A 25,218-nucleotide genomic window follows, 5' to 3' on the forward strand; every position below is an offset into this window, starting at 1 on the left:
AATTCAATAAGTTAATGAGAACTATTCACATTTTATAAGATGCAGTACGGACTATGCAACCGGGTTTCGATGAGATAATGGCAGCCTGTTTCTTTCTTGTGGCAAATAGTCTGTATAGCATCAGGGTTTTTTCAGAAATAGCTTACAATCTTCCCCGGAGCCAGTGAAATTTTGCGATTATTATCGGCGGTGGGTTGGTGGCCGATTTTTTGTGCATTTATTTTTACGTTATTTACCGGGGGGGATGAAAAATGAAATACAGCAGTATCGAGGAATTCAAGAATTATGTTTCCGAAAGGAATCCAGGGCAACCCGAATTCCTGCAGGCCGTTTCAGAAGTCATTGAAAGCTTGTGGCCTTTTATCGTCGATCATTCTCGTTACGCTGAGCAGGGGTTGCTGGATCGGCTGATCGAGCCGGAGCGCATGATCATATTCCGGGTGGCGTGGGTGGATGATCGGGGTGAAGTCAAGGTCAATCGGGGGTACCGCATTCAATATAATTCGGCGATCGGCCCATACAAGGGGGGTACGCGCTTCCATCCGTCAGTCAACCTTTCCATTCTCAAATTCCTTGCATTTGAGCAGACTTTCAAGAATGCACTGACAACATTGCCGATGGGAGGAGGCAAGGGTGGATCAGATTTTGATCCCAAGGGTAAAAGTCCCGGTGAAATCATGCGCTTCTGCCAGGCGTATGCGGCCGAACTGTTCCGGCATGTCGGTGCGGATACGGATGTACCTGCCGGAGACATCGGTGTGGGCGGACGGGAAGTCGGCTACATGGCCGGTATGGTCAAGAAGCTGACCAACCGTTCGGACTGTGTATTTACCGGCAAAGGCCTGACCTTCGGGGGATCGCTGCTGCGGCCGGAAGCTACCGGGTACGGTCTGGTCTATTTTGCCGAAGAGATGCTGAATCACTCCGGTTGTTCATTGAAAGGCATGCGGGTATCCGTATCCGGTTCCGGGAACGTGGCACAGTTTGCCATTGACAAGGCCATGTCGCTGGGTGCCAAAGTAGTCACGGTTTCAGATTCGAGTGGTACAGTGGTGGATGAAGCCGGTTTTACACCAGAAAAACTGGCAATTCTGGCCGAAGTCAAGAATCGTCTCTACGGGCGTGTCAATGAATTTGCTGAACGGGTGGAAGCACAGTTCCTTCCGGGTGAAAAACCGTGGCATGTGCCGGTGGATGTCGCTTTGCCCTGTGCGACCCAGAATGAACTGAACGAAAACGACGCCGCAATACTGATCAGGAATGGTGCGAATTGTGTGGCCGAGGGTGCCAATATGCCATGCACTGCAGGTGCCGTGGAACGATTCCATCATGCGAAAGTACTGTTTGCACCTGGCAAGGCGAGCAACGCGGGCGGAGTGGCTACCTCGGGTCTGGAAATGAGCCAGCAGGCCATGCGACTTTCCTGGACGAGCGGAGAAGTCGATATGCGGTTACAGGAAATCATGCGTGCCATTCATCATTCCTGCACCGAATACGGCAAGAAGCCTGACGGTACGGTCAACTATGTGGATGGTGCCAATGTTGCCGGATTTGTGAAAGTGGCCGAGGCAATGCTGGCGCAAGGGGTGATCTGATAAGAGTTTGTAGTTTCTTGCAGCATTTCTCAGAAAATCCATAACAAAAAACGATTGGCTCTGACGGTAATAGATGAACGATATGCCCTTTTATTATGACATGAGTATGTTGTTTCCCCTGTAGGCTGGGTTGGTTGCAACCGGTCAGCCGCACGGCCGGATTTGATTTTGATCATGGTATGAATAGACGGGTAGTCATGAGTAAGATATTTATCGGGGTGTTACTGGCGTTCTGGTCACAGCTGCTCGTTGCCGGGGGGGATGAAGATTACCTGGAAATACGGGAAGCATTCCGGGCGGGTAATGCAGCACGTGTTGCCGAATACGCCGAACGTATGAAGTACCATGTGCTGTCGCCTTATGCCGAATACTTTCGGTTGCGCCTGTCGTTGGTAACCGCAGAGACCGGGGCAGTCAGGGCATTTCTGGCACGTCACGACGGCAGTTTCGTAGCAGACAGACTGCGGGCGGACTGGTTGCAGATTCTCGGCAAACGCCAGCAGTGGGCGACGTTTGCCGAAGAATATCCGAAGCTGGTCAATCGGGAAGAGAGCCTGCAGTGTTATGCATTGCAACACCGGCTGGCCACGGGAGATAAAACTGCAAACGGGGAGGTTCGTTCACTCTGGTTCACCGGGCGTGATATGCCGGCCAGTTGTGTGACCGTATTCGATTCACTGGTCAGGATCGGTGCCATCTCGGTAGAGGATGTCTGGACCCGAATCAGGCTGGCCTTCGAAGCCGGCAATACAGGTGTGGCCAGAAACATAAACAAATATCTCCCGCGCCATCAGGCTCTCGATTTACAAAAACTGAATGCCGTGATCAAAGATGCCCGGCGTTTCCTCGATCGGCCGGTATCCGTCCAGTCGCGTGCCGATCGTGAAATCGTATTGTTTGCGCTGTTGCGCCTGTTGCGCAGTGAGACCAATCAGGCACTGGCCCGCTGGCATAAAATCCGCGGGCAATTTCCTGAAGCGGATCGATCTTATTTCACCGGGAATCTCGCCTACTGGGCAGCGATCAGACAGGATTCGCGCGCCATGAACTGGTTCATGGATGCCACGACGGGCAGACATGTCTATCCGTTATCTGAAACCAAACAGGCATGGAAAGCACGGATAGCATTGCGTGAAGGCAACTGGAAAATGTTGCTGGACACGCTTGGCCAGATGCCTGCCGCAATGCAGCAGGAGGATGTCTGGCGTTACTGGCGTGCACGCGCATTGAAAGTCAGCAGAAAGAATTCTGAAGCCAATACATTGCTCGTTTCCCTGAGCCGTGAACACAGTTTTTACGGACAGATGGCCCGGGAAGAACTGGGTGAGATGCTCAGTGTTCCGGCTGACGAGTATCAGGTCAGGCCGGAAGAAATCCATCTCATGGAACAGAACCCGGGGATTCGCCGGGCGCTGGCGCTGTATCGGCTCGATCAGCGGATAGAGGCAAATCGTGAATGGATCTGGACGATACAGCATTTCAGCGATGAACAACTGCTGGCAGCAGCCAGAGTGGCTCAGCGTCATGGCATTTATGACCGGGCGATCAATACGGCCATCAAAACCGTTGCGCGTCATGACTTCAGTCTGCGTTATCTGGCGCCTTATCGTGAGCAGGTGCATACAGTCCTGCAGCAGCATCAGCTGGATGAAGCGTTCGTATACGGACTGATACGACAGGAAAGCCGCTTTATCTCGGATATCAAGTCCAGTGCCGGAGCAACCGGCCTGATGCAGTTGATGCCGGCGACAGCCAAGTGGGTTGCCGGCAAACTGGGTTTACAGGATTTTCATACCAGCCTGGTGACCGATATCAATACCAATCTTCAGCTGGGCGCCTACTATCTGAAGCATGTATTGGGTCAGTTGGACGATCAGCCATTACTGGCAGCGGCTGCCTATAACGCCGGGCCCGGGCGGGCACGGCAATGGAGAGATATCCGGCCGCTGGAAGGGGCGATCTATGCCGAGACCATTCCGTTCAACGAAACACGTGACTACGTCAAAGTGGTGCTGAGTAATTCGATGTATTACGCCAATAATTTCGGTCATCCAAACAAGCCGACTCTGAAACAGCGGCTCGGGACGGTTGCCCCGAAGCGCTGATCCTGGATATGAAGATTTACCGGGTAGGGGGCTCCGTACGTGATGAACTGCTGGGGTTGCCCGTCAAGGATCAGGATTACGTCGTGGTGGGAGCCACTCCGGAGGAGATGGTGCGGCTGGGCTACCGCCCGGTGGGCAAGGATTTCCCGGTATTTCTGCATCCTGAAACACATGAACAGTACGCATTGGCGCGGACCGAGCGGAAAATTGCCAGAGGTTACAAGGGGTTTGAAGTTTATGCGGCTCCCGGTGTGACTCTGCAGGAGGATCTGGCGCGTCGCGACCTGACGATCAATGCCATGGCCAGGGATGAGGCAGGCGATATCGTCGATCCGTTCGGAGGAATTGCGGATCTGCAGGCGGGCATTCTGCGCCATATCGGTCCGGCGTTTGTCGAAGATCCCGTGAGAGTGTTACGGGTTGCACGATTTGCGGCACGCTTCGGTTTTCAGATTGCACCGGAAACGCTCGAACTGATGAAAGAGATCGTTCATACCGGTGAGACAGAGGCACTGGTGCCGGAGCGGGTCTGGCAGGAAATAGCTCACGGGTTGATGGAATCTCATCCTTCACGCATGTTTTACGTTTTGCGGGAGTGTGGTGCGCTTGCCCGCATTCTGCCCGAAGTGGATGCTTTGTTCGGTGTGCCGCAGCCTGCGCACGCTCACCCCGAAATCGATACCGGTATTCACGTCATGATGGTCATCGACCATGCTGCTTCAAAACAATATCCTCTCGAAGTGCGTTTTGCCGGGTTGACTCATGATCTGGGAAAAGGAACGACCTCTCCTGATGAATGGCCACGCCATATTGGCCATGAAGCGCGCAGTGTGGAACTGGTCATGGGGTTGTGCGAACGTATTCGGGTTCCCGGAGAATCCAGGGATCTGGCGCTGCTGGTAGCGCGTTTTCACGGCGATGTTCACCGGGCGCTGGAATTACGCCCCGCAACCATTGCCGACATGTTGCAGGCAACGGATGCCTATCGCAAGAAAGCTCGTTTCCAGGCCTTTCTGCAGGCGTGTGCCAGCGATTTTCACGGGCGACCGGGTTTCGCAGACAAACCCTATCCCCAGAAGGAACATTTGAGCAAAGCATTACAGGTTGCGGTTGGCGTGGATGCAGGTGCCATTGCCATGCAGCTCAACCAGTCACACGCCGGTAAAGCCGATCTGCCTATGCGAATCAATCGCCAGGTATACGCTGCACGAGTCGAGCGGATCAGTTCCCTTCTTTCGCACCTGTAATATCAGGCAGGTGGGCAGCAGCATCGGACAGTAACTCTGCTTTGCCATTGGAAACGATGAATACCTGGCTTGCCGCGTTGATGACGGCAGGTTGATGGGAAACGGCGATGATCGTGAATTCCTTTGCCAGATTCTGCAGCGTTGCACAGATGATGCGTTCACTTTCCGGATCCAGCGCACTGGTAGGTTCATCCAGCAGTAACAGCTTCGGCTGGTGAGCCAATGCCCTGGCAATGGCGATGCGTTGCCGTTGTCCTCCTGAAAGCATGCCGCCCCGCTCGCCAACGACAGTATGGATTCCGTCGGGGAATGAACTGACAAAATCCCATGCGCCGGCTTGTCTGAGTGCGCGTTCCGCATCTTCGACGCTGATCGCAGGCTCACCCACGAGGATATTGTTCAGGATGGTATCGTGCAGCAGCACGGTATCCTGAGAAACGTAGCCAATCATGTGCCGCCAGCGGCGCAGGTCGATATGATGCAAGGATACCCCGTCGATCAGGATTTCACCGGATTTCGGTTCAGCCAGCCCGCAGAGTAAATCGAGCAGGGTACTTTTGCCGGCACCTGAGGAACCAATGAGCGCGGTGAACGAGTGAACCGGAATTTCAAGATTCAAATCGCTGAAAATCGTTTTTCGTTCATAACCGAAAACGATGTGGCGCAGGTTCAACCCCTGTTCCAGAGTCGGTACCAGCGTACCGGTCGATCTTTCTGCTTCCATACGTGCTTCTTCAGCGGCATTGCGCAAGGCCCAGTAGGCACTTTCCTGGGCCACGAGCTGCTGATAACGGCGCTGCGTTTTATTCAGCAATCCCAGAATCCGGGTCAGTAGAAAGACCATGACCATGACTTCCGGCAATGACAATTTCCAGACCACCAGTGCCAGATACAGGCCGCTTGCTGTCAGGGCTGCCAGGATAGGCTCCTGCAGGGCAAGCAGGGCTGCCCGGTTGGTGACTTCCTTGCGTGTCGCTTTTTCCAGCATCCGGGTCTGTTCGTGCAGTATGGCATCGGCCACGTTATCGCGTGCCATGGCTTTCAGGGATTTGACCGAGCCGAGTACATCGGACAGGTACGTCAGCAGATGACGCAGTAAATGGGTTTGTTTGTTACCGGCGCGTTTGGCTGCTCTGACCAGGCGATTGAGTACCACAAACAGGATAGTGCCGATCAACAGTGACGCCAGCGTGGCCTCCCACGAAATGAACAGGGCTACGATGCTGTATACCAGTGCTTCGATTGCCAGTGCCAGCACATTGACACTATGTTCAAAACCCATGGCGGCACGATAAGCCTCGGTGGCAATTGAATTTGCCAGCGCACCGGCAGGCTGGCGCAGATAGTATTGCCACCGGCTGGCAAGCAGCGCCTTGATCAGGTCCAGCCGCAGCGCAGTGGCGACATGCGCAACCGTATGGCCCACCTGCTGGTTGGTCAGCAACAGAATCGCACCTTTGAGAAACATGCCGCCGACGATGACCAGCAGAATGATTTCCAGTGTGGGTGACAGCCCGACCTGATGCAGCGTATCGACTACCAGTTTGCCCATGCTGGAATCGATCGATTCACCTACTGCGATGGATAACAGGGGAAGCAGTGCAGTCAGGCTGAGTGCTTCGGCAATGCCGGCCAGCAGCAGCGCAACCAGTACGAATGCACTGCGCTTCGGAAAAACCATGATATAGGTGATCAGTGTGCGCATGATGGGGCAGGTGAGTTGATCCGGGCTGGAAAAATGCGGGCGGGTTGGCAGTGACGCAAAATCAATCGGACAGGCAGCTTCCGGCCGTGATAATCCTCCTGGCTACCTGTCATGTTTGTATGGTGTTTACAGATCAATCGTACCCTCAAACACCGAAACGGCCGGCCCGGTCATCCAGACCGGCTGATCTTCTCCCTCCCAGCGGATACGAAGATTGCCGCCACGCATGGTTACCTGTACTTCGGAATCCAGCAGCCCGCGGGCAATACCGCTAACGACCGCGGCGCAGGCGCCGGTTCCGCAAGCCAGTGTTTCACCGGTTCCGCGTTCGAAAACACGTAACCGGATATGGGTGCGATCCACGATCTGCATGTAACCGGCATTTACTTTCTCAGGGAAAAACGGGTGTGATTCGATTGCAGGTCCTTCGCTCGTGACGGGTGCCAGATCGATGTCCGGCACAATTTGTACGGCATGCGGGTTACCCATCGAGACGGCAGAAATCTCGATTTCCCGGTCATTGACATTCAGCGGGTAGGTGAGGGCACGTTCCTGCGTGATGAAAGGAATCCGGGCCGGATCGAATCGGGGAATGCCCATATCGACCGAGACTTCACCATTCTCCTCTACAGTTGGCATGATGATGCCGCATGCGGTTTCGACGCGGATAGTGTTTTTACGGGTCAGATCGTGATCACGTACGAAGCGGGCGAAGCAGCGGGCACCGTTACCGCATTGTTCCACTTCTCCACCATCGGCATTGAAGATGCGATAACGGAAATCCCCACTTTCTCCGGGTTTTTCCACCACCAGCAATTGATCGAATCCGATACCGAAATGACGATCTGCCCACCGGCGGATCGTGGCAGGATCGAGAGAAACGGACTGATTGATCGCATCGATCACGATGAAATCGTTACCCAATCCATGCATTTTCGTAAACTTCAACTTCATCTGCAGAATCTTTCAGGTTGATCAGGATGTGCATACTTGTTCCAAGTTACCGGGCGGTGAACAGGGCCCGATCCCGGAAATAGATGTCATATTTTCCCGCTTGACCGGGATGGAACGCAACTCTACTATACCGGGGTTGAAATATGTCAAAACTTGGCCGTGGTGGGGAGTAGTTCTCCTTCCATTTCGGGCCACCGATGATATGGGGATGGGAACGAGTTGCAAAGGCAATGTATGATGCGTATGTCATCGCTCTGTAACAGACGATCTTCTGCCTGCATGTCAACAAACCTGCCGAACTGGCCATATCCCCGGTTTCCAGATCATATTCCTTTTGCTCATCTGCACTCTTCCCGGGAGCTTTCCGGAAAAATCTAAATTCAAGGATCACCTAAATATGAAGTATGCGTCAAACATCCGGCCGTGTATGGTTTATGAACGCGGGTTCACTTTGCTCGAATTGCTGGTCGTCATGGTCATCATCGGTTTGCTGGCGGCTTATGTCGGGCCCAAGTATTTTTCACAAGTGGGTAAATCCGAAGTCAAAATGGCGCAGGCTCAGATAGATTCCCTGGAAAAGGCACTGCATCAGTACCGGTTGGATGTTGGAACTTATCCCACGACCGAGCAGGGGCTGAATGCATTGCTCACCGCCCCTGCCAATGAGCCGAGATGGCAGGGACCTTATTTGAGCAAGCGTCTGCCGGCCGATCCGTGGGGCAGGCCCTATCAATACAAATATCCGGGTGCGCAGAACGATTTCGATTTGTTCTCATTCGGCAAGGATGGCCAGCCCGGAGGGAGTGGTGAGGATGCGGATATCACCAACTGGTAACCGTATTCGATACCGCTGATGCGTTACACGGTAAGAGCCTTGCTGGCCGGAAAAGGCGCTGTGCTGCTCGAACTCGATGCGGCCAGTGAAGCCGAGGTACGCAACCGGATCAGTGCTCAAGGGGGGGTGATCCTGAGTATACGGCGGAATTTTTCCGGTTTTCTGCCCAGATCGGGTTCCCGTTTTCCGCTGTCTGATTTTTCCCAGGAACTGCTTGCCTTGCTGACAGCCGGCTTGAGTCTGGTAGAGGGTATCGAAACACTGGTCGAGAAAGAAGAGGACAGTGTGACACGCGAGTTACTCCAGCAGATACTGGCGCGCTTGCGTGAAGGAGTAACGTTTTCGCGTGCGCTGGAATTCTATCCGCAGGTATTTCCGTCACTGTATGTCGCCACCATTCGTGCCAGCGAACAGACGGGGGATCTGGGCGAAGCACTATCACGTTATCTCGTCTATCAGTCGCAGATGGATCTGGTGCGCAAAAAGCTGGTGGGGGCGTCCATCTATCCGGTTCTGCTGCTGGTGCTCGGGGGCTTGGTAGCCATCTTCCTGCTGGTGTTCGTCGTTCCTAAATTCAGCGCCATTTATGAAGATATGGGTACGGATCTGCCCTGGATGTCCATGCTGCTGATCGAGTGGGGGCACCTGGTGCAGAAGAATGGCTGGATGCTGGCAGGAATGGCAGCGCTCTTTCTGACAGCAGCGTTTTATACCTTTTCCCGGCCGCAGATCCGGGCTCATCTGTTGCGCGCGGTATGGCGCATTCCAACAATCGGCGAGAGGATGCGGGTCTATCAGCTTGCCCGTTTCTACAAAACGCTGGGGATGCTGCTGCGCGGCGGGATTCCCGTGACCCAGGCGCTGGAAATGGTCAGCGACCTGTTGCAGCCGCACTTTCGTCCACGGGTGAAAACAGCTGCTGCACTCATCCGTGAAGGCAAGGCTATTTCCAGTGCAATGCAGAGCGCAGAGCTGACCACTGCAGTGGGAAGCCGTATGCTGCGTGTGGGGGAGCGCACCGGGATGATGGGTGACATGATGGAACGCATCGGTAATTTTCACGATGAGGAAATCGGACGCTGGGTCGAATGGATGACCAAGCTGATCGAGCCATTGTTGATGGCAGTGATCGGAACCGTCATCGGCGGCATCATCATTCTCATGTATCTGCCGATTTTCGAACTGGCGGGGAGTATCAACTGATGCAGACCAACGTCGCCCTGCCGGATAAACCGGCGATCGATCCGGCTATGCTCAGCCAGGCGCGTGAACAGGCCATCGCTCGCAGCACCTCACTGATCAGAGTACTGGAAGAAACTTATCAGGGCACGCCAGATGAACTGGTGACTGTACTGGGGGAAGTGCTGCGCATGCCGGTACTGACCATGAATGATCTGCATGCATTGCATCCGGCTTTTGACAGACTGTCTTTTGCACTGGCTGCCAAACGTGAATGCATGTTGCTGCAGAAACAGGATCAATCGTATCTGCTGGCGGTGAGTGATCCTTTCCGGACGGGTCTGCGCGACTGGGTGGAGGAATATGTACCGGTGGATGCATTGTGGCATCTGGTGCATCCGGCAGATCTGGCGGCCTTTTTCGTGCAGCAGGAACAGACCATGCGTGCGATGGACAATGTGCTGTCTTCTGTTCAGGAAAATCTGATCCAGAGTGGTATCGAGGAGTTATCACTCAAAACGATTCACGAAGGGACCAGTCAGGTGGTGCGTCTGGTTCATTCGACCCTGTACGATGCGCATAAATCGCAGGCAAGCGACATTCATCTGGAGACCACGCCGGGCGCATTGTCCATCAAATACCGGATCGACGGTGTGCTGACCAGTATAGGCACCATGCAGGAGGCGAATCTGGCCGAGCAGGTGATTTCCCGGATCAAGGTCATGTCGGATCTGGATATTGCCGAGCGCCGCATTCCGCAGGATGGCCGTTTCAAGGTTTCCATCCAGGGGCGGGAAATCGATTTCCGCGTATCGGTCATGCCGAGCATTTTTGGGGAAGATGCCGTGTTGCGGATCCTGGATCGTCAGGCGCTGACCGATCATGTCGAAGGATTGACACTGAACCAATTGGGATTCAACGCAACTTCCATTGCCAGCGTACGCCGGCTCAGCGCGGAGCCGTATGGCATGCTGCTGGTGACCGGGCCGACCGGCAGCGGCAAGACGACTTCGCTGTATGCCGCCATTTCGGAAGTCAATCACGGCCATGACAAAATCATTACGATCGAGGATCCAATCGAATATCAGTTGCCTGGTGTATTGCAGATACCGGTCAACGAGAAAAAGGGGCTGACTTTCGCCCGCGGATTGCGTTCGATTCTGCGGCACGATCCTGACAAAATCATGGTGGGTGAAATTCGCGATGCCGAAACGGCACAGATTGCAATTCAGGCTGCACTCACGGGGCATCTGGTCTTTACCACGGTTCATGCCAACAACGTGTTTGACGTGATTGGCCGGTTTGCACACATGGGTGTTGACCCTTACAGTTTTGTTTCGGCACTGAACGGCATCGTGGCGCAGCGGCTGGTGCGCCTGCTGTGCCCGAATTGCATGGTTGCAGAACAGCCGGGTCAGCAGATGATCGCAGATTCGGGGATTACCCCGGAACAGGCAGAGCAGTTCGATTTTCGCTCTGCCAAAGGGTGCGGCCATTGCCGGGGTAGCGGTTATCGCGGGCGCAGCGCAATTGCCGAGATTTTGCTGCTGAATGATGAAATCCGTGAGCTGATCATTGCGCAGGCACCAATTCGTCGCATCAAGGAGGCAGCCCGGCTCAACGGCACCCGTTTCTTGCGTGAAGCGGCGCTGGATATGGTTAAAACCGGACAGACCAGCTTACAGGAGGCCAATCGTGTCACTGTCGTGGCGTAATCGGATTCAGATTTTTCTGGCTCCGGATCGGGTCGATCTGACGGGGATTGCACGCGGTATCAGGCCTGTGCAGCAGTTCAGGCAATCAGGCGTGTGTGTTCAGGAAAATGATTCAAGACAGCAGTGGAAAGCGCCTCTGCGATTGCTGGAACAGATGATCGGACAGATGGATGATCGTTTCAGGCGGGGTAGCGAGTTGCATATCACGCTATCCAATCACTTCGTTCGCTATGGTGTCATCGCACCGCAGCCTTCCCTGGCGAATCCGGATGAATTGATGGCTTATGCCGGTTTCCAGATGCGCGAAATTTACGGTGAACGTATCGATGACTGGGAACTCAGCCTGAGTACCTGGGACCCTTATGGCGGCGCATTGTGTGCGGCCATCGCACGCGATTTGCAGTCAGAGCTGATAATGTTCGCCCGGCAATACGATACCCGGTTTGCGTGCATAGAACCTTATCTTGCTGCGGCGCTGGATCACTGGTCGAAGCGGCTGGTTGAAAAGCAGGTGTGGTTTGTTCTGGTGGAAACAGGGCGGTTCTGCCTGGTTGTGCTGTCCGAGGGCGCCTGGCGTTGTGCACGCAACCAGAGAGTCGTGGAGAATCTGCAGGAAGAACTGTTGGCAGCACTGAAACAGGAATCGATCATTCTCAGCCCGGATCGGTCGGTAGAGCGGGTGTATGTGTTCGCTCCCGAATTGACCGGACAGTTACCGGTGCATGATCTCCGCTGGCAGTTCGTACGCCTGCCAGATGAAAAACATCCCGCACCTTCGTATTTTCCCGGGGTAACAGGAATGGATGACAGCCAGAATCATGCGTAGTCTGAAACTGAATTTCCCCTACCGCAGGCAGCAGATTCCACTGGTGGATTATCTGCTGCTGTTTCTGGGAATGGTGCTGCTGCTTGCAGTGATGTATACGCTCAAGCAGACCATGTCGAAAATCACGTACTGGGAAGCACGCGAGGCGCGCATCGTTCAGCAGCAGAAACACACCAGGCAGCCCCGAACGCCGATGGCGCGCATCAATAAAGCCACACAGCAGGAGCTTAAACAGGCGGATGATATTCTGCGCCAGCTCAATCTACCCTGGGAAGCGTTGTTCGATGCGCTGGAACTGGCTGCCAGCGAGCAGATTGCACTGCTGTCGCTGCAGCCCAGTGTTACCGGTCAGACCATCCGTATTACGGGTGAAGCGCGAGATCTTGCCGCTCTGGTGGAGTATGTCCAGGCACTCGAACTGGAGCCGGTACTGAAAAATGCGCATTTGGCCAGCTATAAAGCCCGGCAGGATCATCCACGCCGTCCCATTGTTTTTTCAATCATTGCAACGTGGCACGAATCGCTTTAGAAAACTGGCTGGTCAGGGCACGTTGGCAGGTTACCCGTCTGGGGACCGTCGGCCGGGCAGGGGCGGGATTGCTCGTGTTGACGCTGGTATTTTTTATAGCGGCAGTCATGCCCCAGAAGGAGCACCTGAAAGGGCTGAAAAGCAAAGTACAGGCAATGCAGCAGGCACAGCCTGATTCTGCCGGTCAGGCGAAGCTGAACAATAATCAGGCATTGCAGGTTTTTTATGATTTCCTTCCGCGCAGTGATTCTTCCCCTTACTGGATCAGTGAACTCGACAGGATCGCCAAAGACAGTGGTGTGGAGCTGAATAGCAGTGATTACCGGCTGAAGGTGGAAAAAGAATCGAAACTGGTACGCTATGAGATTCAATTGCCGTTGCGTGGGACCTATCCCCAGATTCGCGCATTCATTGCAAGCGCATTGCAGGCCGTGCCGGCACTCGCGCTGGCTGATATCATCATCAGGCGCGAAACCATACAGGCCGGCAGAGTGGATGCGCGCCTGAACATGCACCTTTATCTGAATGACTACTAAGCATTTATCTTCGTTATCCAAATCACTTCTGGCAGTCCTGGCGGCCGTGTTCTCCAACCTGCTTCATTGCCGGGTTTTCAGTGGAATCTGACATGGCCGGCACACTTTACCGGAAACTGATTCTCTGGGGTGCTCTGGCGGCTACCGTACTGGCTGCGTTGCTGGTCGATGAGGGGACTGAGTTATCCGTGGAGGATGTGGTGCAGCCGGCAGTGGATATTTCCGCTGACAGGCGTACTGCCGGACAAACCCGACAAATACGGCAAACACACGAAACATTACCGGTCGATCAGCTGGGAAAACGGAAATTCAGCGCCAAGGCGGACGATATATTCGCTGTGACGTCCTGGGAGCCCAAACGTACTGCATCTACTGATTTTAACCCGCAGATCTTCCAGCCTCGGAAGGAGGAGGTGGTAAGGCGGCCATCCGCGCCACCATTGCAGTTCGAATATCTGGGCCGGGTCGTTTCCGAAGGGAAGATCCGGGTCTTTCTCGCCCAGGCAGATCAGAATTATGTTGCCGGTGCGGGGGAGCGGATCGGCACTGAATACCGGATCGACCGGATCCGGGAAGATACGATCGAACTGACTTATCTTCCGCTGGGTATCAGACAGACATTGACTATCGATCAGGGAACCTTTGATTAAGTCCTCCATGAACCGCATTACAGGCAAAATCGTGATGATCGCAAGAAGCGCGACAAAGGTTGTAGCTATTGGGACTTGATCAGAGGTTCCTTAAATATCTGGAAAAGTGGGGATGAATACAACAAAAAGAATCTTGATATTGCTGCTGCTCGCATTGATCACCGGTTGTGCGATGCATACGACGCGAAATCCATCTTTTCTGGAAGGAAAACGGTTGATTGCAGAAGGGCGGCTGGAAGAGGGTCTGGGCAAGCTGGAACAGGCCGCTCGTGAGGAACCGGGTGACAGGGAAGTCGGCGCGACGCTGGCCAGAGAACGTGACACCATCATCGGCCAGATTCTGTTCGAGGCAGATAACGCCCGGTTTGCTGGCAATCTGGATCAGGCCGAGCAGAATTATCAGCGTGTACTGAATATCAGGGCCAGTAGTGAACGTGCCCGGGAAGGATTGGATGCGGTTGATCTGGAGCGCCGCCATATCGTTCTGGTCAATCAGGCAAAAGAGGCACTTGCGCATGGTGATGTAGACGGAGCAGAAAAAATCGTAAGGGGGGTACTGGCCGATAATCCGATGCAATCTGAAGCGAGACAACTGATCAAGGCGCTCAGTGAACAGATTGCACGGGCCGAGATGTCTGAATTGTCTCTGATAACCGAATTCAGCAAGCCCATTACCATGGAGTTCCGCGATACATCGCTGAAAACCATGTTTGAGTTGATCTCGCGCACGGCCGGCATCAATTTCGTATTCGATCGTAATGTTCAGCAGGAAGCAACGGCTTCAATCTTCGTCCGTGATAATTCGATTGAAGATGTGCTGAAACTGATGCTCCTGACCAATCAGCTCGCGTACAAGGTACTCAACAGCAACACGCTGCTGATCTATCCGGATACACCCGCCAAGCAGAAGGATTATCAGGAGCTGGTCGTGCGCAGCTTTCACGTTGCCAATACGGATGTCAAACAGATGGTGGCCATGATTCGTGGACTGGTCAAGGCACGTGACATTTACGTCAATGAGAAACTCAACCTGTTCGTGATACGGGATACGCTGGAGATGATCCGATTGGTGGAACGTCTGGTTGCCATCAACGATTTTCCCGATCCGGAAGTGATGCTGGATGTGGTAGTACTGGAAGTGAAACGTGACAGCACGCTCGATCTGGGGCCAAATATGCCTACTTCGGTGACATTCAGTGCCGTTCCCGGTATAGGTACACCCGCTCAGGCAGCGGCGGATTCCGTGGTTAAAATGAGCATGATCAAGAATACCGGCTTCGAAGGGTTGCGGAGTTTCACTATCAGCAATCAGGCCAGAATCGATTTCGGCAGGACCCTGACCAACGCGGATGTGCTGGCCAACCCCCGCATTCGTGTCAAAAGCCGGGAGAAGGCAAAAATCCATATCGGTAACAAGGAGCCGGTGTTCACGGTCACGAATACAGCCAATGTCGGATCGGCTGCTTCAGCAACTTATATCGATGTCGGGCTGAAATTCGAAGTCGAACCGGTGGTCAGAACCAATAATGAGGTCACCTTGAAAGCGCTGCTGGAAGTCAGCAGTAATCTCGGTGAAAAAAGATCCGGGAGCGGAGAAAATGCAGCCACGGCCATCGTCATCGGCACACGTACGGCGGAAACGGTTCTGGAGCTGCGGGACGGAGAGACACAGGTGCTGGCCGGACTGATTCAGGATGATCTGAGCAGAGTAAGATCGGGTATCGCCGGGTTGACCGATATACCGGTACTGGGTGATATTTTCTCCAAGCAGGTCAGAAAACATAACAAAACCGAAATAATTCTGCTGATCACACCGCATATCGTCCGCAATGTCATTCAGCCCAACCACTTTGAAAGCGAGTTTTATTCCGGTACGGCCAGCGCCGCCGGGAAACTGCCTGTAATCATACGGAAAACGGCACCGCGTTCACTGGCGATGGAATCCTCGAACAGTGCGTCAGACGGAGGATATATGTCATTAGGACGGGCACGATCTGCCGGGTTATTCGGAGCGGCACCCGATCTGTTTGAGGAAGCGGTTACGCAGGCAAGAGAGGCTTCTCCCTCATTGACGTTGCGTGTGCCGGAAAGTGTGGCGGGAGGCCGGGAATTTACCGCTACTGTCAGGCTGGTGACCCAGGATCCCATGCTATCCGGCGAGTTGAACCTGACCTATGACCCGGATACTTTGGAACTGGTGGATGGCGGGGAAAAATCCGGAATGCGCAGCCTGAAGCTCGGCCGGGATCAATCCACCGGAATGACAGCGGTGCTGCGTTTCAAGGTGATCAGCACAAATGCAACTTCAACTGAAATTGCTTTACAGAATCTGCAGGTGCGGGATGAGACAGGGCAGCCGGTTGAAGTGAATCTGCCACCGGCAGCGAGTATCAGGATTCAGTGATGACATTTCTTCGTCTTTTCTGAGCGGATATGTTGCAGACAGCATCTTGCCGCGGATTTACCCTGATCGAGCTGATGATCGTAGTGGCAGTCATGGGAATCCTGGCTTCCGCGGCGATGCCATTAGGTGAAATGGTCGTCAAACGTGAAAAGGAGCGAGAATTGCGTATAGCGCTGCGCCAGATCCGCACGGCGATCGATGCCTATAAGCAGGCGGCGGATGAGGGATTAGTCGAAAAAAAGGCTGATGAAACCGGCTATCCTCATCGGCTGGAAGATCTGGATACGGGCATGGACGACGTAAAAGACCCTGACAGCAAGAAAATCTTTTTCATGCGCCGTTTGCCGCGCGATCCGATGTTTCCGGATACTGAGGTACCTGCTGCCGAAACCTGGGGAAAACGCAGTTATGCCAGCCCGCCCGACAGTCCGGAGGAGGGAGATGACATTTACGATGTTTATTCCCTTTCCGAAAAAGCGGGATTGAACGGGATTCCCTACAATCAATGGTAAAGCTCGCTGATCAGACTGTGATCCAATCGGTATCAAACCGATTGAAGCGGCCCGGTGGCCATTGGCGTGAACGGGGGTTCACGCTGATCGAATTACTGGTGGTGATGGTCGTTATTGCTATCCTCCTCACGATTGTGACGCCGCGTTACTTCAATTCTGTCGACCGGGCGAAGGAAACGGTACTCAAGCAGAATCTCAGTATTCTGCGCGACGCGATCGACAAATATTTTGCCGATACCGGCAAATATCCGACCGATCTGCATCAACTGGTCGAGGATCGTTATATTCGCGCGATACCTGTCGATCCGATTACCGAGGAAAACGTCTGGGTGGAAATTCCGCCGCCCGATCCTGAAATGGAAGGCGTGTTCGATGTGCATACGACTTCCGACCGGCAGGCGCTGGACGGGACGTTTTATGAGAAATGGTGACAATGTCATGCCGGCAAGAACGGGGATATATTTATATCTGGATGCTGTTTGCTGTTATGCTTGCGGGCGTGATGCTGGCTGCCGCCGGGTTGATCTGGCAGACAGAAGTCAAACGGGAAAAGGAGCTGGAACTGCTGTTCGCCGGTGACCAGTTCCGGCGGGCGATCGAGTCCTACTATAACGATTCTCAAGTGTCGGGGAGAGCGGGGGAGGCGGGTGCCAGCCGCTACCCGGCATCTCTTGAACAGTTGCTCAAGGATGAGCGTTCTCTGGTAGTGAAACGGCATCTCAGAAGAATTTACCCCGATCCGATGACGAACAGCTACAACTGGGGGCTGGTCAGGCAGCAGGACGGCGGGATTACCGGTGTCTACAGTCTTTCGACTGGCGTGCCGATCAAGCGTGCCAATTTTCCGGCAGATTACATTGCTTTTGAAAAGGCCGGGAATTATCAGGGTTGGAAATTTGTCCATGCTGCCAGTACTGCAGGAGGGCAGGAAAAACAGCAGGCGGAAGGTCGGGGAAACATGCAGGGCGATACGCCGATGCCGGGATTGCCGGGTACTGGATTTAATCCGCCTCCACAAAACCAGCCTGCTCCGAATCTATCTCCGCCAACCGGCAATGATGCGTTTTAAAGAAAATCTGGAAAGAGGAAAGAATAGCGAATGAGTGCAGAGGTTTTTCCGGACTTACTCGAGTGAAATATCTTGAAATCAGTGGATATGCCGTAATTAGTAACTAACATAAGAACCGGATTTGTTGTTTGGAAGTCTCAGTACAGATAAAAGGTTGCCGAAGGCCATACGAAATGAAAGTTATTTTGACGATACAGTTAGCATTATTGCTGAGCATGGCGGGATGTACCCAACTCCCCAGAACGGGGGATGCCATTGCTCATGGTTCCGCAGCTTCCGCCGGTGCAGCACCCGCCACGGAACTGACTGCTGATTCCCTCTTTGATTTTCTGATGGGAGAAACGGCCCTGCAGCGAAATATGCCAGACGTTGCAGTGGAAAGTTTCATCCGGCTGGCAAGAGAAACACGCAACCCGAGGATCGCTGAACATGCGACTGATATCGCACTGCGGACGCGTCATTTCGGGGAGGCAAAAGAAGCCATCGATTTATGGGTAGCACTGGAGCCTGATTCCATGCATGCGCGCCAGGCGGCAGTAGCGCTGTTCGTTGCGAACGGTCAGCTCGATAATGTCCGTCCCCACGTTGAACAGTTGTTGAAGCTGGAGCCGGAAACTGTCGATAAAGCGTTCATGCAGATCAACAAACTCCTGTCTCATCATCCAGACAGAGAAGCCGTGCTGAAACTGGTGCAGCAGCTTGCGGCATCCTACCCTGATTTGCCGGAAGCCCATTTTGCTGTATCCCAGGCTGCATGGTCTGCCAATGAATTCAAACTTGCGGCAAAAGCCATGAATCAGGCGCTCGAATTACGGCCGGAATGGGAAATGGCCGCCGTGCATCAGGGGCAGATTCTGCAGAAAATTGATAAAGACAAGGCATTGTCTTTTTACGATCAGTATCTCGACCGATTTCCCAGAGCCAATGATATACGGATTGCCTATATCCGCATGCTCATGGAGGAGAGAGAATTTGACCGGGGGCGTGAGCAGTTCCAGAAACTGGAGCAGGTAAACCCCTCCAACCCTGATATTGCGCTGGCGATCGGCCTTTTATCTGCCGAGCTGGATGACCTGGGGAGTGCAGAAAAGTATTTCAAACGTGCCCTGCAACTCGGGTTTGAGGACACCAACACGATTCATTTCAATCTGGGGCGTATCCATGAAATTGCACAGCACAATGCTGAAGCAATGGATGCCTACCTCAGGGTGACGGGTGGGGAACGTTATATCGCTGCCCGGGTGCGCTATGCTTTCTTGCTGGCAAAGCGGGATGGAATAGCCGCTGCCAGAAGATATCTGAAAACCGTTCAGGTTGAAAATGAACAGCAGCGTACACAGTTGCTGATGTCTGAAGCACAGCTGCTGCGGGATAGTGGCGAGTTTCGTGGCGCGTATGATCTGCTGGATGCTTATCTCAGAAAGTATCCGGATCAGGTCGAACTGTTGTACGACCGGGCACTGATGGCTGACAAGATCGGCAAGCTGGATGTACTGGAACGGGATTTGCGCAAACTGATCGAGTTGAGACCGGATAACGCCCATGCCTATAATGCGTTGGGCTACAGCCTGGCTGAGCGTGGTCTGCAACTGCCGGAAGCATTGGCACTGATCCAGAAAGCCATCGAACTTTCTCCCGATGATCCCTACATCATGGACAGCCTTGGTTGGGTTTATTACCGTATGGGTGATCTGAAAAAAGGAGTCAATTACCTGAAACTTGCCTTCGACGCTCGCTCCGATCCTGAAATTGCAGCACACTACGGCGAATTGCTCTGGATGAACGGTGCAAAGGAAGATGCCGAAAAAATCTGGCAGTCAGCGCTGGAAGAACATCCTGAAAATGAACTGCTGCTGGATACTGTCAGGCGGTTCATGAAATAGGCAGCAGTTAGGGAACTTCTGAAAAACGCAGTGATGGCAATGTTTTGCAGAGGTTTCTTAGCCGCTCGATTGCTGATACAACCAACCGCACCGCTACTGCCGTTTTTGTGAACGTCGCCAGGCGTTTCAGAATCAGGGTAAAAACCGGATAGCGGCCACAACCAGTCCCCTTACCATCAGCGTGGCGGCAAATGAGCAGACCATAAAGCGATCGATACAAAGGGCTAACGATTCTAACCGCTTATCTATTTGTTCAAACCATTAACAAAAGAATGATTCAGGTCTCTCGGAAATTACCGGGCCATCTCATTCGCAAGTTAATAAACAATATCGTGGTTTCCAATATTGATCGGGATAATTTGCTTATCCTCGATCAGGAATTCCAGTGTAATCCGATAAGAAAGATTAATTGAAATTGCATATATCCCCTGAAGTTTGCCGCTTGATACATGTAATCGCAGGGAAGGGTGATCCACATTGCGAACAGCCTCAATAGTCAAAGATGGAACCGGCCTCTATCCCTTCTCTTCCTCGACTAAAATATGTTTATTCAGATGAGTGTTCAAGCATAGAGTGACAGTGATAAGCGCTGTGTTGCGAAACGTGGTGATCCGGTTTTACGAATCAGTTTGATAAGTCTGTCCCAGTTTTCGTTTGTGGCCGTAGCTGGTCAGTTTGTTTTGCAGTTGTGCCATCCAGGGTTCGGTAATGGCACGGATTTCGGCATCACGTTCCAGTATGCCGTGGATGAGGCTGATCTTTTTTTTCTTCTGTTCTTCGCTCAGTTGCTCGTAAGTGTGCTGTTCCATCAGCCAGGTGGTCAGGCGTTTACAATCCTGTTCCAATGCTACCAGCTTGTCCCAGTCGCTGTTTTTTGCCGCTTGCAGCATCTGGTCAGTGATTGCCAGTATGGCTTCATACGTGGCGATGATCTGCATACCGTTTTTATTGTCTTCGGGTGAATATCCGGATGAGGTGTCGGGCTTCATGCCATTGCACCTGTACCGGCCGTATCCTCGATCGTATTTTTGACTGCTGTCTGTACATCTGTTTTTCCGGCAGGCTGATTCCCAATCGATGCCCACGCTTCATGCAGCTCGCCCAGCAGGCAGTTGATTTCCTCGATGATCACGGCATCGTTCTGCAGATTGGCCGTAAGCAGCCGGGCGGTCATGTAGTCATACAGCTGTTCCAGCCGGTTGGCCAGTTCTCCGCCGGCTGTTTTGTCGAGACTGGCTTTGAGGCCATGGTCGATGATCATGATCGCTTTGGAAATCATTTCCCCTTTGGCGGCAATCCTGTTCTGCTGTATATACAGCAGGCTGCAGTCCAATGCCTGGCGCGCGCCTTCGAACAGCATCAGAATCAGTTTGTGCGGATCGGCGGATACCACGCCGGATTCGACGCCCACTCGCTGATAACTGCTGATCGCGCGGCTGGGGGATTCAGTAAACATGAGTTCTCCTTTTCAGAAATGAGTGTGCAGTTACGCTATCGGCTATTTATTCACCGATCTTTGGCAGATTCGCCAGTTGTTGCTGCAAATAGTTACTGGTCTGGTTCATGCTGGCAATCATCGTATCCAGCGCGGTGAACTGCGCGCGCAGGCGTTTTTCCACACTTTCCAGCCGGAATTCCAACGCTTCACGCTGTTTGCCGATTCCTTTGATCGTACTGTTGATGCCATCCATGCGGCTGCTGATCAGGCCATCGCTGCGAGTCATCCCTGTGATCAACTGATCCAGCTGGGTGATGAACCCAGGGGTCGATGGTGCAGTGGACGAAGTGGTGGTAGTGGTTTCCACGAAATCCACGGTTCCCCGGTTACCCGTGCTGCCGCCATCTATTTTCAGTGTCAGGCCGTTACTGCTCAGCTCCTTGCCGGAACCCGTGGCAGCCTGGCCGCCGATCGTGCCAGCCACATTCTGGCCTGCTGTCTGCGCGGGTGTTCCAAAAATATTGTCCTTGCCATTTCCACCGGTGATCTGAACACTGGAAGCTGATCCGTAACGACTGGAAGTAATACTCAGCTTGCCTGCATTCTGTGTTACCGCAACCGAAACACCGGCATTGGAGAAGGTAGTGTTATTGTTGATCTTCGACTGGATTTCTGCGGCGAGTGTTACAGCTGTATAGTTCCCACTGGCTAATGTGATATTGGCGCTGACGCCATCGATTATTAGATTTAGCACATTATTGGGAAATAGGATTGAATTAATGCTCAGCTCGGCTACCTTGCTTCCAGTCGCACTGCCTTGTGTGGCAAGCTGGCTGATATTCACTGCCAGGCTGCCCGGTGTGAAGGTGGGCGGCTGGTTGATAATCGAGATCAGGCTGTCGCTGACATTGACTGCTTGACTGGTGGTGGACGAAGTAGTGGTGGCTCCGGGTATGTCACCAAAAAATGCTGCAATATTTTTGTCCGGATTATTCAGCACGGCGCTCAGTTTGTTGTTATCCAACGCCAGTGTGCCATCCTTCTGAAAGCTGATACCCAGTTCGGACAGCGAGTTGATTCCGCCGGCAGCGGATTGATTGCCGTTCAGCATGGCGCGCATCCGGTTTTGTATCATGCGCACGGTGGAATCTCCGGTCAGCACCGATGCCTGCTTGTTGGCCGCATCGTAACGGGAAAGATTGCCGATCGTTTTTTCCAGATCGTTGTACGCTTTTACAAACGCATTGACTGCTGCCTCAACGCTGCTTTTGTCCTTCTCCACTGTCAGCGTGGTCGTTGTGCCAGGGTTGGCCTTGAGCAGGTTGAACGTCACCCCTTCCAGCGCATCGTTGATGGTATTGGATGACTTCGTCACTGTAATGCCGTCGATCACCATGACTGCATTTCTGGCTGCTACGGTTTCGGTCATGTTGCTGACGCCGCCAGTCGAAGCATCAAACGCCAGCTTCGATAACCCGGCGTTATCGGTGTGATTGCCATCGGTATCGTCCACGCTGATCTTCAGCGCATTGGCCAACCCGCTATCTTTGGAAGAAATCACCAGCCGGTTGCCGCTGCCATCGTTGACGATACTGGCCGTCACTCCCGCATTCGCTTCATTGATGGCACTGCGAATATCTGCCAGGGTTGATTTGGCCGGGTCGATCGTGATGGTTTTGGCTGCTTTCTCCGCATTGGCGGTAAACGTGCCATCTTCGTTATACGTGCCGAATTCGATCGTAAGTGTGCCGCTGCCGATTACGGTATCGGTGGTAGCAAATGCTTCTGACTTGATTTTCTGCGCTTGCGCCAGCGATTGCACTTCGATGTCGTGCGTGCCGGCCGCAGCACTCGAAGAAGTGCTTACCGTGGCTGCAGTCGTATCTGCCAGCGTGGCTTTGTAGCCATTGAACAGTGCAGGTTTGGCCAGCGCCTTCACACTGTCCTGAAACGTTGAGAGCACGCTTTTCAGGCTGCCAAAGGCAGAGAGCTGCGCCTGCTGTTTTGCTTCCTTGGTGTTGAGCTGCGTCAGTGGCTGCTGCTCGATCTCCATCAGTTTACTGATGATTCCGCTGACATCCAGTCCTGAGCCGATTCCCGGTGCTGAAATCATGATGTGTTTCCTCTTCCCTGTCTGTGGGTGAAATTATTTATTACCTGTTGTTTCTGTTTACGGCTGGACAGCGGTGAACTTTGAGAAATAGTGTGAAAATAATCAAATAACCGGAAAAGCTCTGGAGAGCGGCGCGAGTTGCAACAATTTTGCAGCACTTTCTCAGGCCTGGCCGTTGAACAACAATCCCTGTATCTTTCCCAGCGCGCTGGCAATCTTGATTGCTTCTTCCGAAGGCATCTGCCGAATGACTTCCTGTGTTTGCGCATCAACAATCTTGACCACGGTTTTGCCAGTGTCCTCATCAATGGAAAACTTCAGATTCTGTGTTAACGCTTGTGTGAACTGCTGAATCTGATTTACCGCTTCTTTCACCTGTTCCGGTTTGATGTCGCTGGTTTCAGCCGGAGGCTGGGCAACAGGCACCATCTCGCGCTCTCCTGTCCGGGCAGCAGGCGTTGCCGGCTGAACGGGTGCTGTAGCCTGAAATAGTTCAGCAGTTACTGCGTTGATATTCATGTCAATCTCCTTTTAATCTACCTGATCAGTTTTTGCCTGGCTGACTTGTCATCGCGATGACGAGGGGTACCGCCTTTGCAAGGCGGTTGTAAGCCGCCGTGGCAATCCAGTCAGTTACCCGAAGCTGGATCGCCACGTCATGTTACTCCTCGCGATGACGAACGCAGTGCTTATCTCAACAGCGACAACACATTGTTCGGCAATGCATTGGCTTGTGACAGCATCGCCACACCCGCTTGCTGCAGAATCTGCGCACGGGTCAGTGCGGCGGTTTCAGCAGCGAAGTCTGCGTCCTGAATCCGGCTGCGGGAAGCAGACAGATTTTCAGCTGAAGTTTGCAGATTGGCTATTGCAGAACTAAAACGATTCTGGATAGCACCCAAATCTGCACGAGTGCTATTGACGATTTTGAGGGCGTCATCTATGGTTGTAATTACAGTCGCAGCAGCAGTACCATCAGTACCAGTAATATCAACGCTATCGACACTTAATCCGCTCGCTGTAACATCAGCTATATCGGTAAAATCGATAGTTTCACCTTCATTGGCTCCTACCTGGAATATCTGACTTGCGAAGGAGCCATCCAGCAGCTTGGTACCGTTAAAACTGGTCTGCTCACCCACGCGTTGAATTTCATCAATCAACTGGGTGACTTCTTTTTGTAGCGCTTCACGATCATCTTCTGAATTGGTGGCATTAGCCGATTGCACTGCCAGCTCGCGAATACGCTGTAAGTTATTGCCAATTTCGACCAGTGCACCTTCGGCCGTTTGTGCCAGTGAAATACCATCATTGGCATTACGCGCAGCCTGGTTCATACCCCGGATTTGTGAGGTCATACGCTCGGAAATCGCGAGCCCGGCAGCATCATCCTTGGCGCTGTTGATGCGCAAGCCGCTGGATAAACGCTGCAAGGCGGTGCTCAATGAGTTCTGGGATACATTCAGGTTACGTTGTGCATTGAGTGACGCAATGTTGGTATTGATAACTTGTGGCATTTCAGTTTCTCCTTCAGAGTGGTACTACTTTTTAAAGTGTTGTGGCGCCTGTGCCACCGACGTTTTCCGGCTCTGATCTGCTTTCAGTGTTTGCAGAATTTTCAACCGCCGTTGAGAGCAGTAAACGGACAACCCGGGGAAAGGTTTAGCAAAATAAGCAGGAAAAACAGGTTTTCTTTTTTAAACAATGAAGGCGGGAACTGAAAGGGAAATTGGCGGTTGTTTGAGCGTTTGGATAAAAACTGTTATTGCGAACGCGCAGCGCGAAGTAAACTGCGCCATGAACCGGTCGGTGAACAAGCCCGGCTCCGGGTTCTCTGGAAACAGCTTTTTGTGATTTTCCCTGAATCGGGCGGAAAGTCCGGTGTCTTTACCGGGAAATGCTGACGCCGGTGGACGTGCTGCT

Annotated in this window: 22 protein-coding genes; 15 read left to right on the top strand and 7 right to left on the bottom strand. The window is 53.1% G+C overall.

Annotated features, from left to right (window positions below):
- Nucleotides 1-251: 251 nt before the first annotated feature.
- From gdhA to HRU73_RS02290, 3 genes are all read left to right on the top strand, one after another.
- A complete protein-coding gene (gene gdhA / locus HRU73_RS02280) occupies nucleotides 252-1,595 on the top strand; it encodes an NADP-specific glutamate dehydrogenase (protein WP_276677818.1) in 1,344 nt (447 codons plus the stop codon).
- 197 nt (nucleotides 1,596-1,792) lie between these two features.
- Complete coding sequence (locus HRU73_RS02285; protein WP_287399279.1) at nucleotides 1,793-3,700, top strand: lytic transglycosylase domain-containing protein; 1,908 nt, start codon at nucleotides 1,793-1,795, stop codon at nucleotides 3,698-3,700.
- Nucleotides 3,701-3,708: 8 nt separating this feature from the next.
- Nucleotides 3,709-4,947 carry a multifunctional CCA addition/repair protein gene (locus tag HRU73_RS02290; RefSeq protein ID WP_281870908.1) on the top strand — a complete coding sequence of 413 codons (1,239 nt, stop codon included), beginning with the start codon at nucleotides 3,709-3,711 and terminating at the stop codon, nucleotides 4,945-4,947.
- Here HRU73_RS02290 and HRU73_RS02295 read toward each other — a convergent pair.
- Both HRU73_RS02295 and dapF read right to left on the bottom strand, forming a co-directional pair.
- The gene (locus HRU73_RS02295; RefSeq protein ID WP_276677813.1) at nucleotides 4,922-6,652 is read right to left on the bottom strand and encodes an ABC transporter ATP-binding protein; all 1,731 of its coding nucleotides are present in this window, start codon (nucleotides 6,650-6,652) and stop codon (nucleotides 4,922-4,924) included. The two genes, HRU73_RS02290 and HRU73_RS02295, sit on opposite strands and share 26 nt — an antisense overlap.
- A 126-nt stretch (nucleotides 6,653-6,778) precedes the next feature.
- A complete protein-coding gene (gene dapF, locus HRU73_RS02300) occupies nucleotides 6,779-7,606 on the bottom strand; it encodes a diaminopimelate epimerase (protein ID WP_281870909.1) in 828 nt (275 codons plus the stop codon).
- 397 nt (nucleotides 7,607-8,003) lie between these two features.
- Between dapF and gspG the strand changes: the two genes are divergently transcribed.
- The 12 genes from gspG to HRU73_RS02360 all read left to right on the top strand — a co-directional run bounded on the left by gspG (nucleotide 8,004) and on the right by HRU73_RS02360 (nucleotide 19,744).
- The gene (gspG, locus tag HRU73_RS02305; protein WP_041356791.1) at nucleotides 8,004-8,441 is read left to right on the top strand and encodes a type II secretion system major pseudopilin GspG; all 438 of its coding nucleotides are present in this window, start codon (nucleotides 8,004-8,006) and stop codon (nucleotides 8,439-8,441) included.
- Between the two features lie 18 nt (nucleotides 8,442-8,459).
- Nucleotides 8,460-9,644: a type II secretion system F family protein gene (locus HRU73_RS02310; protein WP_011112174.1), complete on the top strand. Its 1,185-nt coding sequence runs from the start codon at nucleotides 8,460-8,462 to the stop codon at nucleotides 9,642-9,644.
- Nucleotides 9,644-11,335 (top strand): GspE/PulE family protein, encoded by a 1,692-nt coding sequence (locus tag HRU73_RS02315; RefSeq protein WP_287399283.1) that lies wholly within the window; start codon nucleotides 9,644-9,646, stop codon nucleotides 11,333-11,335. Before HRU73_RS02310 ends, HRU73_RS02315 begins: the two co-directional genes overlap by 1 nt.
- Nucleotides 11,316-12,161: a hypothetical protein gene (locus tag HRU73_RS02320; protein WP_287399285.1), complete on the top strand. Its 846-nt coding sequence runs from the start codon at nucleotides 11,316-11,318 to the stop codon at nucleotides 12,159-12,161. The genes HRU73_RS02315 and HRU73_RS02320 overlap by 20 nt, the downstream gene beginning before the upstream one ends.
- Nucleotides 12,139-12,690 (top strand): PilN domain-containing protein, encoded by a 552-nt coding sequence (locus tag HRU73_RS02325; protein ID WP_287399287.1) that lies wholly within the window; start codon nucleotides 12,139-12,141, stop codon nucleotides 12,688-12,690. The genes HRU73_RS02320 and HRU73_RS02325 overlap by 23 nt, the downstream gene beginning before the upstream one ends.
- Nucleotides 12,672-13,226, top strand: a complete 555-nt coding sequence (locus tag HRU73_RS02330; protein ID WP_287399289.1) for a type 4a pilus biogenesis protein PilO — start codon at nucleotides 12,672-12,674, stop codon at nucleotides 13,224-13,226. Before HRU73_RS02325 ends, HRU73_RS02330 begins: the two co-directional genes overlap by 19 nt.
- A 92-nt stretch (nucleotides 13,227-13,318) precedes the next feature.
- The gene (locus HRU73_RS02335; protein WP_276677802.1) at nucleotides 13,319-13,876 is read left to right on the top strand and encodes a hypothetical protein; all 558 of its coding nucleotides are present in this window, start codon (nucleotides 13,319-13,321) and stop codon (nucleotides 13,874-13,876) included.
- 112 nt (nucleotides 13,877-13,988) lie between these two features.
- Nucleotides 13,989-16,280: a secretin GspD/PilQ domain-containing protein gene (locus HRU73_RS02340; RefSeq protein ID WP_287399291.1), complete on the top strand. Its 2,292-nt coding sequence runs from the start codon at nucleotides 13,989-13,991 to the stop codon at nucleotides 16,278-16,280.
- A 29-nt stretch (nucleotides 16,281-16,309) separates the two neighbouring features.
- Nucleotides 16,310-16,792 (top strand): type II secretion system protein, encoded by a 483-nt coding sequence (locus HRU73_RS02345; protein WP_011112167.1) that lies wholly within the window; start codon nucleotides 16,310-16,312, stop codon nucleotides 16,790-16,792.
- Entirely contained in the window at nucleotides 16,786-17,223 is a 438-nt protein-coding gene (locus tag HRU73_RS02350) for a type II secretion system protein (protein ID WP_011112166.1), read from the top strand. Before HRU73_RS02345 ends, HRU73_RS02350 begins: the two co-directional genes overlap by 7 nt.
- 41 nt (nucleotides 17,224-17,264) lie before the next feature.
- A complete protein-coding gene (locus HRU73_RS02355; RefSeq protein ID WP_287399294.1) occupies nucleotides 17,265-17,861 on the top strand; it encodes a type II secretion system protein in 597 nt (198 codons plus the stop codon).
- 185 nt (nucleotides 17,862-18,046) lie between these two features.
- Entirely contained in the window at nucleotides 18,047-19,744 is a 1,698-nt protein-coding gene (locus HRU73_RS02360) for a tetratricopeptide repeat protein (protein WP_287399296.1), read from the top strand.
- Nucleotides 19,745-20,361: 617 nt separating this feature from the next.
- Here the strand turns inward: HRU73_RS02360 and HRU73_RS02365 are convergent.
- The 5 genes from HRU73_RS02365 to HRU73_RS02385 all read right to left on the bottom strand — a co-directional run bounded on the left by HRU73_RS02365 (nucleotide 20,362) and on the right by HRU73_RS02385 (nucleotide 24,812).
- Nucleotides 20,362-20,733: a flagellar protein FliT gene (locus HRU73_RS02365; protein ID WP_276817804.1), complete on the bottom strand. Its 372-nt coding sequence runs from the start codon at nucleotides 20,731-20,733 to the stop codon at nucleotides 20,362-20,364.
- The gene (gene fliS, locus HRU73_RS02370; RefSeq protein WP_287399299.1) at nucleotides 20,730-21,200 is read right to left on the bottom strand and encodes a flagellar export chaperone FliS; all 471 of its coding nucleotides are present in this window, start codon (nucleotides 21,198-21,200) and stop codon (nucleotides 20,730-20,732) included. Before fliS ends, HRU73_RS02365 begins: the two co-directional genes overlap by 4 nt.
- A 46-nt stretch (nucleotides 21,201-21,246) precedes the next feature.
- Entirely contained in the window at nucleotides 21,247-23,295 is a 2,049-nt protein-coding gene (gene fliD, locus HRU73_RS02375) for a flagellar filament capping protein FliD (protein ID WP_287399301.1), read from the bottom strand.
- 162 nt (nucleotides 23,296-23,457) lie between these two features.
- On the bottom strand, nucleotides 23,458-23,814 hold the full coding sequence (locus tag HRU73_RS02380) for a flagellar protein FlaG (RefSeq protein WP_281870978.1): 357 nt from the start codon (nucleotides 23,812-23,814) through the stop codon (nucleotides 23,458-23,460).
- Nucleotides 23,815-23,984: 170 nt separating this feature from the next.
- A complete protein-coding gene (locus HRU73_RS02385; protein WP_287399303.1) occupies nucleotides 23,985-24,812 on the bottom strand; it encodes a flagellin domain-containing protein in 828 nt (275 codons plus the stop codon).
- Nucleotides 24,813-25,218 lie beyond the last annotated feature (406 nt).

Source organism: Nitrosomonas sp. H1_AOB3, assembly GCF_015709435.1.
Lineage (GTDB): Bacteria > Pseudomonadota > Gammaproteobacteria > Burkholderiales > Nitrosomonadaceae > Nitrosomonas > Nitrosomonas europaea.

Excerpts from the sequence above, each read along its gene's own strand:
- gdhA (WP_276677818.1), top strand. The coding sequence starts at position 252 with ATGAAATACAGCAGTATCGAGGAATTCAAGAATTATGTTTCCGAAAGG.
- HRU73_RS02285 (WP_287399279.1), top strand. The coding sequence starts at position 1,793 with ATGAGTAAGATATTTATCGGGGTGTTACTGGCGTTCTGGTCACAGCTG.
- HRU73_RS02290 (WP_281870908.1), top strand. The coding sequence starts at position 3,709 with ATGAAGATTTACCGGGTAGGGGGCTCCGTACGTGATGAACTGCTGGGG.
- HRU73_RS02295 (WP_276677813.1), bottom strand. The coding sequence starts at position 6,652 with ATGCGCACACTGATCACCTATATCATGGTTTTTCCGAAGCGCAGTGCA.
- dapF (WP_281870909.1), bottom strand. The coding sequence starts at position 7,606 with ATGAAGTTGAAGTTTACGAAAATGCATGGATTGGGTAACGATTTCATC.
- gspG (WP_041356791.1), top strand. The coding sequence starts at position 8,004 with ATGAAGTATGCGTCAAACATCCGGCCGTGTATGGTTTATGAACGCGGG.
- HRU73_RS02310 (WP_011112174.1), top strand. The coding sequence starts at position 8,460 with ATGCGTTACACGGTAAGAGCCTTGCTGGCCGGAAAAGGCGCTGTGCTG.
- HRU73_RS02315 (WP_287399283.1), top strand. The coding sequence starts at position 9,644 with ATGCAGACCAACGTCGCCCTGCCGGATAAACCGGCGATCGATCCGGCT.
- HRU73_RS02325 (WP_287399287.1), top strand. The coding sequence starts at position 12,139 with ATGACAGCCAGAATCATGCGTAGTCTGAAACTGAATTTCCCCTACCGC.
- HRU73_RS02335 (WP_276677802.1), top strand. The coding sequence starts at position 13,319 with ATGGCCGGCACACTTTACCGGAAACTGATTCTCTGGGGTGCTCTGGCG.
- HRU73_RS02340 (WP_287399291.1), top strand. The coding sequence starts at position 13,989 with ATGAATACAACAAAAAGAATCTTGATATTGCTGCTGCTCGCATTGATC.
- HRU73_RS02345 (WP_011112167.1), top strand. The coding sequence starts at position 16,310 with ATGTTGCAGACAGCATCTTGCCGCGGATTTACCCTGATCGAGCTGATG.
- HRU73_RS02350 (WP_011112166.1), top strand. The coding sequence starts at position 16,786 with ATGGTAAAGCTCGCTGATCAGACTGTGATCCAATCGGTATCAAACCGA.
- HRU73_RS02355 (WP_287399294.1), top strand. The coding sequence starts at position 17,265 with ATGCTGTTTGCTGTTATGCTTGCGGGCGTGATGCTGGCTGCCGCCGGG.
- HRU73_RS02365 (WP_276817804.1), bottom strand. The coding sequence starts at position 20,733 with ATGAAGCCCGACACCTCATCCGGATATTCACCCGAAGACAATAAAAAC.
- fliS (WP_287399299.1), bottom strand. The coding sequence starts at position 21,200 with ATGTTTACTGAATCCCCCAGCCGCGCGATCAGCAGTTATCAGCGAGTG.
- fliD (WP_287399301.1), bottom strand. The coding sequence starts at position 23,295 with ATGATTTCAGCACCGGGAATCGGCTCAGGACTGGATGTCAGCGGAATC.
- HRU73_RS02380 (WP_281870978.1), bottom strand. The coding sequence starts at position 23,814 with ATGAATATCAACGCAGTAACTGCTGAACTATTTCAGGCTACAGCACCC.
- HRU73_RS02385 (WP_287399303.1), bottom strand. The coding sequence starts at position 24,812 with ATGCCACAAGTTATCAATACCAACATTGCGTCACTCAATGCACAACGT.